Genomic DNA, 12,526 nt, shown 5'->3' with positions numbered 1-12,526 from the left:
CTTTTTAAAATTTCAGCGTAAAACCTAATCTGTTTTCAACACACCGCGATTAACTTGATCGCGTTCGATTGATTCAAACAAGGCTTTGAAGTTACCTTCGCCAAAGCCGTCGTCACCTTTACGCTGAATGATTTCAATAAAGGCAGGGCCGATGACGCACTTGGTAAAGATTTGAAGCAGAAGGCGTGGATCACCTGCTTCTGTTGCGCCATCTAAAAGAATACCGAGTTTTTTTAGCTCTTCCGGGTTTTCACCATGACCGGGGAGGCGATCGTCCAGCATTTCGTAGTAGGTTGCTGGGGGAGCATCCATAAACTCAACGCCATTGGCGCGCATGTCTGATATTGTCTTATAAATATCTGGTGTCGTTAATGCGATATGCTGAATGCCTTCGCCATTAAACTTCATTAGATATTCTTCGATCTGGCCTTTACCAGCTGAAGATTCTTCGTTCAAGGGAATACGAATTTTTCCGTCAGGTGCCGTCATTGCTTTCGACGTTAGGCCAGTGTATTCGCCCTTGATATCAAAGAAACGAATTTCTTTAAAGTTAAAGAATTCCTCATAGAAATCAGCCCAATAGGCCATGCGACCACGATAGACGTTGTGTGTGAGATGATCGATGATATCCATGCCATAACCAATCGGATTTCTGTCCATATCGGGTAGGTACTCGAAATCGATATCATAAATACTGGACCCGTCCTCATAGCGATCAATTAAATAGATCGGTGCACCGCCAATACCTTTGATTGCAGGCAGCTTGAGTTCCATCGGGCCGCAGGGAATATCCATCGGTTGGGCACCAAGTTCCAACGCCCTGTTATAAGCTTGATGTGCATTATCCACTCTGAACGCCATACCACAGGGGGAAGGGCCATGTTCTTCCGCAAAATAATATGCCGGGCTGTTTTTTTCTTTATTAAGGATAAAATTCGTATTGCCTTGGCGATAGAGATCAACATTTTTTGAGCGATGCTTCGCAACTAGCGAAAATCCAATTGTCGTAAAGAGATCTATAAGCACTTGGGGGTCTGGGGCTGCGAATTCTACAAATTCAAAGCCATTCAGGCCCATAGGGTTATCAAACAAATCGGAACGTTCTGCCATTTTGTTCATTGTGGTCATCTTTTTATCCATAGAATGTAATCAAAATTAGGGTTGTTCTAACTTTGTTACCGAGGGGAACCTCTGGATAGACCTCTGTTTTCATTGAATAGAGTCTGCCCAATTGTCATAACAATATAAGGGGCAAGAACCCGTATAAGCACCATTAAGCGAAAAGCATCAATACCATAACTAAGGGCTGTTTTTATACGGTGATATTTTTTCATCGCGTGTAACCCTTGGTTAAGATGGATAAGATATTAGTTTCATATGAAATTATATTTACGAATGGTTGGATAGTCAAGAATAACTAAAGAGTTTTCAGAGAGTATTTCCGTAAAAATTTATCATGTTGTTCTTAGATTAATGTGATAAAAAATTTACCATTCAGAAAATTATTGTCTGGCTTTTATGGACCTGTGTATGATCAACTAATTCCAGACCTATATGCCAGAAAGAATTTTGTGAAACACAATACAATTATCAACATTGGTTCTATAAATGTCGATCACGTCTATCGCGTTCCTTATTTCGTAAAGCCGGGCGAAACCCTGCCAAGCAAATCCTATCAACGGGTTTTAGGCGGGAAGGGCGCAAACCAGTCTGTTGCCCTTTCCAGAGCTGGCGAAAACGTAAAGCACATTGGTGTTATCGGCGATGATCACACTTGGATTATTGATGAACTGAAATCGTCAAAAGTTGATACATCATCAATTGAGGTTGTGTCTGTTGCAACCGGTCATGCCTTGATTCAGGTTGATGATAATGCGGAAAACTGCATTTTGCTTTTTGCTGGCGCTAATCATGAGCTTAATGTTGATAATTTATCTAATAAGTTAACTGGATTTGAAAAAGGGGGATGGGTCCTTTTTCAAAATGAGATGCCAAATCTCAATCAGATGATTTCTTTGGTAAAAGAAATGGGTGCCAAGGTTGCTGTTAATCCCGCCCCCTTTGATAGCGCGGCACAAGCAATTGATTATGATCTTGTGGATTTATTGATTGTAAATGATTTGGAAGCGGAAGAGCTGGCTAAAGCAAAGTGCCAAGGGGATTTGGGCAAACTTGGAGAACTTTGTCCGGTTGTGATTGTGACCAGAGGCACAAAAGGTGCCATCTGCTATTCTGGAAATGAGACGATTGAGGTTCCGGCATTTAAAGTTGAGGCTGTTGATACTACTGGTGCCGGGGATACCTTTGTTGGCTATGTATTATCCTCTATAGCTCAAAAGTTACCGTTAAAAGAAGCAATGCAAAGAGCAAGTGCGGCCTCGGCACTGGCTGTTACAAAAGCAGGAGCTTCAGTTGCAATTCCAGCCTCTGCCGAGGTGACGCAATTTATAGAAAATATGAGTGATTTATAAAATGAAAAACCCTGTAATTTTTGATACAGATCCGGGGATTGATGATGCTTTTGCCATACATCATGCCCTTTACCATCCTGAAATTAATTTGATCGGCCTAACGACTGTTTTTGGAAATGTTCCGGTAGAAACTGCTGCCAAGAATGCAAAAATTCTTGTTGAGATGGCTGGTCAGGATATCCCTGTGTTTCAGGGGGCATCAGGGCCACTTGTCGCCCAGCACAAAGGTTTCCCCGATTTTATCCATGGGGCTGATGGTTTTGGTGATATCAATCTGCCAGATCCTAAAGGCAGTATTGAAAAAACATACGCCCCACAGTTCATTATTGATTCTGTGCGAAAACAACCGGGCGAAGTAACCATTATTGCGGTTGGACCTTTAACAAACCTGGCAATGGCTCTTCGTATGGCACCAGATATTGCCCCGTTGGTTAAAGAAGTCATTATTATGGGCGGTGCTGCTAAAGAATACGGAAATGTTTCTGCTGTTGCCGAGGCAAATATATTCAATGATCCTCATGCTGCTGATATCGTTTTTGGTGCTGACTGGCCAATGGTCATGGCTGGGCTTGATGTAACTCATCAAGTTATTTTGCACAGAAAAGAAGCTGAAGAACTGGCACAAAAAGTACCAAGAATTGGTGGTTTCTTGCTTGATGCTGCAGATCTGTATTTCAAGTTTTATAATGGGACGTTTGGAATAGACGGATGCTATTTTCATGATCCGTGTGCGACAGCGTATTATGTAAATCCAGAGCTTTTTGGATCAATTGATGCTGCCGTACGGGTGAGTTGTGAAGGACCGGCTTTTGGGCAAACTTTGATTAAACCAAAGGGACATCCGGGACCATCAACAGAATGGGATGGTTGTCGTAATCACAAGATCTTAATGCAGGTTAAGGATACAGAAACAAAAGACGAAGTTTTGGGAACGATCGCTAAATTCGCTGAATAAATTTGTCAGTTAATTTCTCACGCAATTATTTTTAAATAATTAAAGGCGCTATCATGATTGGTGGCGCCTTTGTCAATTCTCTTAATAGGAGAAAAATAATTACAAAACTTTACCAAGAATAAACCATTGGAATGCTTCACTGTGAATTCGAAAGTGAGAGGTAATTTTAATTACCCGTAATCTTTTCTCAGGGGAGAGTTCATGAAAAATACCGCGTTTTCGATGACGCGTCGGAGTTTCATTAAAACCGTAGCAGGGGTATCGTTTTCCGTAAACATGATACCTGTCACAGAGTTGCTTGCGGATGAAACGGACGAGATAACATCCTTAAATAGTGGCGACTGGTCAAAATCACCCGGGAAAGCCCGGTACCGTGTTGATGGCTTGGTGAAAGTTACAGGACAGAAGGTTTTTGCACGTGACTATCACGCGTGGAACCTTCCCGGGTGGCCCAAAGAAGAACGCCCTGTAATGATCATTCGGGCAACCGATGTTAATAATCCATTTACAGGGCTGGATCTTTCTTTAATCCCAAAGAACGCACAACCTGTAGAGATACTCTATGGCGAAAAAATCATAAAAGAAGTTCTTCGTCCTAATAAGTTACAGGACGAAGATAAGCAAGAGAACAAGCCTCTTATACAAGATGTAGAAATCAAACGACCAAGTGCGTTAACTTGGCCTTTTATTGTTTCCAAGGGTAAACGGGCAAGCTTTTATGGTCAGCCAGTAGCTTTTTTGATTTTTGAAAACCGTAAAGATTATAGAGCAGCAAAAAAAGCAATACAATTTAACGCTGACTTTGTGCTTTATGACAAAAGACCGAGTAACAAACCTGTCTTTCCATTTAACCCTCTGACAAATTATGTCCGTGTGGCATCTGAACAAAAAGGGGTAGATGTCTTCTCCTATGCGAAAAATGGGGACGATAAAAACTATTCCGAAAAAGCCTTTGCACATCGAACTCGAATTCAAGAGCAAATGGCCTCTGGAAAGTGGAAGACCTATAGTGCCGATTGTTCAATGCAGGCAATGGATCCTATGTTCATGGAGCCAGAAAATGGTCTGGGATGGTACGATGCCGCGAATAAAACATTAAACTTGCTGGTTGGTACGCAATCTCCAGATGGTGACATGAAAGACGTTCTGGAAATGTTTACCGGGGATAACCCAGTCGTTAAGGTTAGAACGGTTAATATCATTTCTTGCTATCCCGGCGGTGGGTTTGGTGGAAGAGACAGTTCTGTCTTTACCTTGAACCTTGCTATCGCTGCTGCCTATGCTGGTGGAAAACCTATCCGATTAGCTTATGATCGTTTTGAGCAATTTCAAGCAGGATTAAAGCGTCATGCCTGTGAGTTAACAGAGAGCTTATCTGTTGATGATCAGGGGAAAATCCAGGCATTGGATGTTATGATGTCCTTTGATGGCGGCGGGCGTGAAAACCTCAGCCCGTGGGTTGCTCAACTCGCAGGATTGTGCGCAGGCGGATCTTATAGCATTCCCCGTGCCGCTATTAATTCTAACGCCATGTATTCAAAAAATATTTCTGGCGGATCTCAACGCGGTTTTGGCGGCCCTCAGGCGTTTTTTGCCATTGAAACGCTTCTTGACGATATTGCCAAAGACAACCGTTGGGACCCTATTGAATTCAGACGAAAAAACACCCTTGATGAAGGTGAAAATACGGTTGTTGGGGGACCTATAACAGAGAAACTTCGTTTACATGAAATTCTCGATAAATCAGAAAATCATGATATCTGGAAAAGTCAGAAAATAGAAAAAGAGAGATGGCGCAAGGAGGGCTTGTTATATGGCGTTGGTTTTGCAATGTCCATGCAGGCTTTTGGCACCTCTGGTGATGGATTAATCGGTTATGTTGAGCTTGATCCCAAAGGTCAACTGGTTGTGAAAACAAACGCAGTTGACATGGGGAATGGATCTGCAACAACCCTCGCTGTTTCAACTGCTCATCATCTTGGCCGCAATGCATCGTCCATTGATATGGGGAACCCTGATCTCTATCCAGTTCTAAAAATGAACTCTGACAACAAAGGATCATGGAAAGAACCTGATTGGACGGCTAACGGGGTTGGGTCATCAAGTGCCTGTCTTACCGCATTTCATCAAGTACATGCTATTAACCAGGCTTCAAAAGTCCTGTTTGATACCGCAATTGCCCCTGTTGCACGGGAAATATTCGGGTTACCTGATATTCCGGCTCATGATCTAATCTGGGATAATGAGCGACTATACGCAAAAGACAGGGACCTTCCCCCAATTCCAATGGATCTTATTGCGGATGTTATTCATCGTACAGGTCGTATCAAAGGTGCACTTGTGCACGCTTATTTTCAGGAAATTTGGGTAAAAGCAGATTTTGATGTCCAAGGTATCACCCATAACTGGGAGATTGATGGCCTGGCGGTTTATTCGGCAGGACAGAACAAACCTGAAATTATTCGACGGGAAGTTAATACGGGGATTTACCCATCACCTGCGTCGTCTCGTTATTCCAGAACCACATTTGCACCTTGTGGGAATATCATCGGTTTAACAGTTGATCCTGTTTCCGGAGAAACTGTTGTTCGCAAATCTTTATCTGTCCTTAATGCAGGAAAGATTATCACAGAAGGGCTAGTGTCCGGGCAAAGTCAGGGTGGTGTTGCCATGGCCATTGGATATAGTTTGCTCGAAGATATGCCGCCAGGGTTAGGTGGTCCTGCGGATGGAGACTGGAACCTTAATAGATATTTCGTTCCTCGTTCAGGTGATGTCGCACTCAAGGGACAGGAGTTGATTACGTTGGAACCTCTCAAGCATGACAAGACCGGTAAAGGTATCGCTGAAGCAGTTATGTGTTCAGTGGCTCCGGCAATATCCAATGCCCTCTATGACGCAACCGGCGTAAGGTTTCGTGACCTTCCCATAACAGCAGAAAAAATTCGCAAGGGGATGGATAAAAATGGCTGATATCTCTTTCTCAGTAAACGGTAAAACTGTTCATGCTTCTCAGGAAGAAGCAGATTTGCCGCTCATTGATTTTCTACAAGAAGATTTAAATCTAACCGGCACTAAATTCTGTTGTGGTATTGGTGTTTGTCGTGCCTGTACCGTATCTGTCCGGCGTCAACCCGGAGCACCATCCGAACCGATGATTGCTTGCTCTACGCCTTTATCATCCCTGTCTGGTGTCGAGGTTTATACGGTAGAAAGCGTTGCTGATGGCGGTAAGTTACACCCGCTACAGCAAGAGTTTTTGGATCATTTTTCTTTTCAGTGTGGATATTGCACGCCTGGCTTTCTTATGGCAGCGATGACCCTTTGGGATCGATTAACAGATAACCCCATTCCAAAAGCTTCGTTGGATAAAGTTATTGATGATGCATTGAAGGATCACATCTGTCGTTGCACCGGATATATAAGGTACTATGAGGCAGTTAAGGCTGCTATTCTCAAACAGCCGGGGATGGTGGCATGATGAAAAATTTTCTAAAAAGTGTTTCCTGTGCATCTCTTGTTTTTCTAGTCAGTTGCACACCTGGTGAACAGCCGAAACAGCATGAAGAGGGGCAGGATCTTGCTTCCTATGGAAATATGTGCGCGGAAGCCATAAGAGATTTACCCGCCTTTAATTGTCAGGCTGGAACCATAATACCAATCACAATTAATGGCGGAGAGACCCCGGATAAATATTATCCGAATATGGATTGTGATCGTCCTTCGCTATTGCCGCTTGGCAAAGATGCTGATGGTCAATGCGTTCCTTATTCGCGCGTACTTGATTTGTCAGAAGGTGATGATCAGGTAGCAGTTCTGTGTAGGCAAAAGAAAATCAGAACAGCAAGCAGTATCTATTACGATGAAATTGATGTTGTGGCTCATTCTGCAAAAGATGGCAGTACTTGCTGGTTTCAGGCAACTGGTTCAAACGGACTTCCAATTGATGGATCCTTGGTACCCTCGCCAATGAAGAAGGCTCCCTTTAACGAGTATGAAGAAGCCAAACAATTCTGGAATACGCCGAAAGAAGTCTCAAACGACGGTTGCGGAGATTGTCATGATAATGACCCCTTTATGTTCAGTCCATTTATTGGGCAAGTCTGGGACAAAGTACCTACTGATCCCGAAGGGTGGTATAAACATCTGGGGCGAGATTTCCAAAAATGGAAACCAATTTCTTTGAGCACTCGCGATAACCCTTGTGTTGGTTGCCACCGTCTTGGTGTTGACTTCACCAGTGGTCAAGCAACAGAAGAGGCTGTCGGAATGGTAGATATTCCAAACGCCAATACTTGGGCACAAACCTATCCTGCATCGCATTTTATGCCTGTCGGCAACTTCCATTCTGAAGCACAATGGAATGTCATTTATGCCAAATCAGTATCTGAAATTCTTAGCTGTCATGATGCTTATCAAAAAGGCGACAAAAAAGAGTTGGCAAGGCTAGGCTGTATACTCGATCCAATAGGTGGTAAACCCTGATAAAAAAGCCCTGCTTATGCGGGGCTTTTTTATGACTGCAACGACCAATTATATCTGTTGTAAAAATTTCATTGTTGTGGCTTGGTCAATAAAGGCAAAGTGGATCTATACTTGTCTTCAGAACAAGCATTTAAATAAGAAAAACAATACCAATCGCCAATCTGCTTAGCTTCGGTGTAAAGATGACAGACAAACAAATTAGAAACATCCTGCTTATTTCCGTCGATCAATGGCGCGGGGAATGTCTTTCTGCCGCAGGACATATGGTACAAACACCAAATCTTGATAAATTGGCTGCGGATGGCATCGCGTTTAGAAAGCACTATACACAGTGCGTTCCTTGTGGCCCTTCGAGAACATCGCTCTTAACATCAATGTATGCGATGAACCATCGACATGTGTCTAATGGAACGCCATTGGATGCAAATTTTACAAATATTGCGTTGGAAGTTCGTAAAAAAGGCTATGAACCGACACTCTATGGTTATACAGATACACCCGTCGACCCCAGAGGGCGAGATCAAAATGATCCTGATTTAAAGACTTACTGCGGGATTATGCCTGGATTTAAAGTAGGTTCTTTGGTTAGCGAAGAAATGGCCGTTGACTGGTTCGGAGAACTGGAAACCAAAGGATATAAGTTACCGGGAAATCAGTTTGATATAACAATTGGCAAAGATGATTATCCTGGCGTAGAGGAGAGGGGATTGAGCTTCGCACCTCCTGCCTATGACAAGGACAGTAGCGATACAGCTTTTATTGCTGACAAACTTATCAATTATATAAAGATTCACAAAGATCCCTGGTTCCTTCATGGTGTTTTTTTGAGGCCTCATCCTCCTTTGTTTGCCCCAGAGCCTTACAATACAATGTATAATCCTGACGATATTGAAATGCCGCATCGTGCAAGGAATGTCGAGGCAGAGAAAACTCAACATCCTTATTTGGAATTTGCATTGGATAACATGGCCAAAGTTAGTGCGTATATGGGACATGAGGAAAATGTTCGCGACCTTCCTGACCATGAAATCAAACAAATGAGAGCCGCCTATTATGGTTTGATTTCCGAGGTTGATGATCAAATAGGGCGTGTTATCCAAGCACTGAAAGATTCTGATCAGTACGATAAGACGCTTATAGTGTTTACCTCTGATCATGCCGAGCAACTTGGAGATCACTGGCTTTGGGGAAAACTAGGTTACTTTGACGAGAGTTGTCATATTCCCCTGATTATCAGGGACCCCAGAGAAGACGCTAATAGGTCACGCGGGAAGGTCGTTGAGGGCTACTTTACAGAAGCTGTCGACATTATGCCGACCATTCTTGATTTGATTGGAACAAAACCACCGATGCAATGTGACGGGCATTCTCTTCGATCTTTTATTGAAGGTGAGGTACCCGATAAATGGAGAGATGAAGTCCACTGGGAAGTCGATTTTAGAGACTTGAAGAAATTCAGCGCAGAAGAAAAGTTTGGTCTAACAAGCGATCAGTGTGTCATGACAATCATTCGAGATGATGATTTTAAATATGTTCACTTTACAACTCTTCCACCTTTATTATTTGATCTTAAAAACGACCATGAAGAATCTGTCAATCTTGCTGAACACTCTGATTATACGTCTACCGTGTTATCTTATACTCAGAAAATGCTTAGCTGGCGTCAAAATTATGTTGCGCGTCGCATGAGTCATATTCAGCTGACACCTGATGGGGTTTTAGAACGCGAGTATAGCAGAATTTAATCGGTAAATTAAGAAAGGCGATGATCCAATGAACCACCGCCTTCTTTTTAGCAAATAAGATCTGTAATTTTTATTATCCTGCCTGATCCAAATGTCTTTGATATTCGGATAGACGTTCGCTTAATTTTTCAGCTTCTTCGGCGAGTTCTTTTGATGTTCCAAGAAGACTCTGTGCCGAACTTCCCGTGTTAATTGACTGTTGGTGCACGTCATTTACCAGATCGACAATTTGTCTTGATCCCTGTGCCATACTTTCAATGTTCTGGGCAATTTCGCCTGCCGCCCGATCCTGCTCATTAATGGAATCAGATATCTTGTTCTGGGTTTCCCCCACTTGCTGCATAACTGTATCTATTGAATCCATTTTATCTGTCGTGGCCTGGGCGTGTACCTGTAATTCTCTGATCATTGCGGCAACCTGATCTGTCGCAGAGGCGGTTTGTTCTGCAAGTGCTTTTACCTCTGATGCCACCACACCAAACCCGCGTCCGGCTTCTCCAGCTCTTGCTGCTTCAATTGTCGCGTTCATAGCCAAGATTTTGGTTTGGTTGGTAATCGTCGTGATCAACTCGTTAATCTGGTTGATTTTGTCACTGGAACTACGAAGTTGAGTAACCGTTTCAGATGCTTGTGTCAGATGACTTAAGGCTTCTGTTGATGTGTTTCTTGCATGATCCGATTCAGTATTAATTGTTCTGATATCAAAAGACATGGTTTCTGTTGTCTGTGTAACACCTTGTGCAGAATCATAACCGCTTTGTGCTAATTGTTGTGTATTCTCTGCTTGTTCAGTAACTGTTTGTGACTGCGTGTTCAAAGATGTAGAAGTTTCTTCAACACTTTTAGACAAAGCACTCACACGATCGGCAACACGTTGAACACTACTAATTAATTCACTTGCCGCCTGTTTATTGCTTTCGCGATCTGTCACATCAAGCCAGGTAAGCATACAGGCCTTGAATTCACCGGCATTATCTATCACAGAAGATGCAGATACTTCCAGTTGTCGGCCTTGGAAGGTAACCGTACGTTTCGACGGCAGGTTTTCCGGTGAAGTTAACTCATTGAATTCAGTTTCTTCAAGTTGAAAGAAGTTACCTGTTGTCCCTGTTAAATCAGTATCTGCGTTTTCTGGACTAATAAAGTTTCTCGCTCTTAGATTCGCAAAAGAGAGAGCACCATCCAAGTCAATCATAACCGTAGACATAGGGCTTGTTTCAACCATGTTTTGCAGTTGGAAAACCTGGGCAACGCTGTTGCTGAGTTGATCCAAAGCGGTTGCCATGGTTTTGAATTCATCGGGTCCCACTGTTGGGGGCGTAATGTCAACTTCGCCTTCGCTAATGGAGGTCATTGCTTTGGCAAAGGCTTTTAATTTGCCAAAAACAGCAAAACGAAGCATGAGGAAGGCAACAAGCCACGTTGTCAGGAATACACCCGCCAGAACCTTGATTGCGTCCTCGGTCAATTGTTGAGAGCCTTCGGCAAAATCACTTACATCACGCACCAAGGTAGCTTTTGCCCAGACAGTATCATGCGTTCCCATAATTGTTGCTGTGATATAGGCTGTTGATCCGTCAAGCTTGAGACCATCTTCTAGGGCTCTGCTATCTATTTTTACATCTTCTGTAACTTCTGGCTCTTTTACTTCTTCGCTCTCAGCAGAAGACGTTTCTGCTTCGATTACCTGTTCGGCTGTTTCTTCTGTTGTCTCGGTTTCTTTGTGACTGTTTTCTTGAAAAGCATACCCGGTTTCGCTTGATGGATCATAGATTGTTACATCGGCCCCTAATGTTTCACTAATGCCGGCTAGGTATTGCATGGGATCAGTGACAAGTTCGACAAAACCAGCCACTTTAAACCCCCCGATGGGGAAGATTGTTGAATGTACGGGGCGTCCATTAGGATCAGACCAAATATAAGATACAGGTTTACGTTTTTCTTTTTTGTCTCTGGCTTTGAGTTCTTCCAGTATGGTTGCATTATCGGTGATGCGTCCATCCTGTGAAGAGGTAATCAAGTCCATATCTGGATTATAAAAGTGCGTGGATATAAGGGAAATTTCACCGGTTTGAATTTCTTTATTATCACGGTACCATTTATCAAAAGCAACGATTTCTTCTGGATCATTGGTTTTCATAGCTTTGACAAGATGGGTATATCTGGCCCAATCAGAACCAAGAGTGTTGAGCTTGGGTTCGTAAGCCTGAATAACCCGCTCGAGCACCATTAGCTGAAATTGAGTAGTGCTTTCTTTTTGCAATGTATCAAGTGAGAAATTTTTATATTTCTCAAACGACCAGAACTGCGCAGCAACAATCGCAATAGAGGCCAATAGGCCAATCAAAAAAAGTATCTTACGCAAAGTCCATATAGTGGACTTTTTATGGTCCCCCGACCCAAACATGATTTTTGTTCCTAATTTATTGTTACACTATTGTTTAAATTTTTTTCTTTTGCAAATTTGTTCATACAAGTGTTGCGATATGGTAAATAAAAGTACTTTTATTCAATCTCGACTTTATCTCGTATGGTATTGGGTAAAAGATATGGTTTTTATGTTTTATACATATTACTTTCTTGCATTTTTAGACGAAATTTATTCTGCTAAAATCTAAATCTCTATTTTAGGTTAAACATTAGTGTTATTTTTCTATTAACCTTTTAATATCATAATATTTTTTGACATATTTGGTTAGGAGCTTTGCCACCTTTATAGCCTTAAGGAACGTTGGAATGCTTCCTGTTGTACAAACAAATGCAATTTGCTCGCGGTTTCTCTTTGAAAGAAGTGAAATCATGATGTATAAATTCGCCCAGAATTATTTGCCATCCTACATACAAAATTTCCAACATGGGTCATTTTGTAA

8 protein-coding genes are annotated in these 12,526 nt (G+C 42.4%); 6 read left to right on the top strand and 2 right to left on the bottom strand.

What is annotated here, in order from left to right; translation table 11 throughout:
- Nucleotides 1–24 precede the first annotated feature (24 nt).
- Complete coding sequence (hppD, locus tag D9A03_RS01490; protein ID WP_254054953.1) at nt 25–1,128, bottom strand: 4-hydroxyphenylpyruvate dioxygenase; 1,104 nt, start codon at nt 1,126–1,128, stop codon at nt 25–27.
- A 443-nt stretch (nt 1,129–1,571) separates the two neighbouring features.
- On the opposite strand from hppD, the gene D9A03_RS01485 reads away from it, so the two are divergent.
- The 6 genes from D9A03_RS01485 (at nt 1,572) to D9A03_RS01460 (ending at nt 9,656) form a co-directional block, all read left to right on the top strand.
- On the top strand, nt 1,572–2,471 hold the full coding sequence (locus tag D9A03_RS01485; RefSeq protein ID WP_162937916.1) for a ribokinase: 900 nt from the start codon (nt 1,572–1,574) through the stop codon (nt 2,469–2,471).
- A gap of 1 nt (nt 2,472) precedes the next feature.
- Nucleotides 2,473–3,426, top strand: a complete 954-nt coding sequence (locus D9A03_RS01480) for a nucleoside hydrolase (RefSeq protein ID WP_120495644.1) — start codon at nt 2,473–2,475, stop codon at nt 3,424–3,426.
- A 201-nt stretch (nt 3,427–3,627) separates the two neighbouring features.
- Nucleotides 3,628–6,399: a xanthine dehydrogenase family protein molybdopterin-binding subunit gene (locus D9A03_RS01475; protein WP_120495464.1), complete on the top strand. Its 2,772-nt coding sequence runs from the start codon at nt 3,628–3,630 to the stop codon at nt 6,397–6,399.
- Nucleotides 6,392–6,907, top strand: a complete 516-nt coding sequence (locus D9A03_RS01470; RefSeq protein ID WP_120495463.1) for a (2Fe-2S)-binding protein — start codon at nt 6,392–6,394, stop codon at nt 6,905–6,907. Before D9A03_RS01475 ends, D9A03_RS01470 begins: the two co-directional genes overlap by 8 nt.
- Complete coding sequence (locus D9A03_RS01465) at nt 6,904–7,911, top strand: hypothetical protein (RefSeq protein WP_120495462.1); 1,008 nt, start codon at nt 6,904–6,906, stop codon at nt 7,909–7,911. Before D9A03_RS01470 ends, D9A03_RS01465 begins: the two co-directional genes overlap by 4 nt.
- Nucleotides 7,912–8,093: 182 nt before the next feature.
- Complete coding sequence (locus D9A03_RS01460) at nt 8,094–9,656, top strand: alkaline phosphatase family protein (protein ID WP_120495461.1); 1,563 nt, start codon at nt 8,094–8,096, stop codon at nt 9,654–9,656.
- Between the two features lie 73 nt (nt 9,657–9,729).
- Here D9A03_RS01460 and D9A03_RS01455 read toward each other — a convergent pair whose 3' ends face one another.
- Complete coding sequence (locus D9A03_RS01455) at nt 9,730–12,063, bottom strand: methyl-accepting chemotaxis protein (RefSeq protein ID WP_120495460.1); 2,334 nt, start codon at nt 12,061–12,063, stop codon at nt 9,730–9,732.
- Nucleotides 12,064–12,526: the final 463 nt, after the last annotated feature.

Source organism: Kiloniella sp. EL199, assembly GCF_900313065.1.
Taxonomy (GTDB): Bacteria; Pseudomonadota; Alphaproteobacteria; order Kiloniellales; family Kiloniellaceae; genus Kiloniella.
This window is presented reverse-complemented; position numbering and strand designations above follow the sequence as displayed.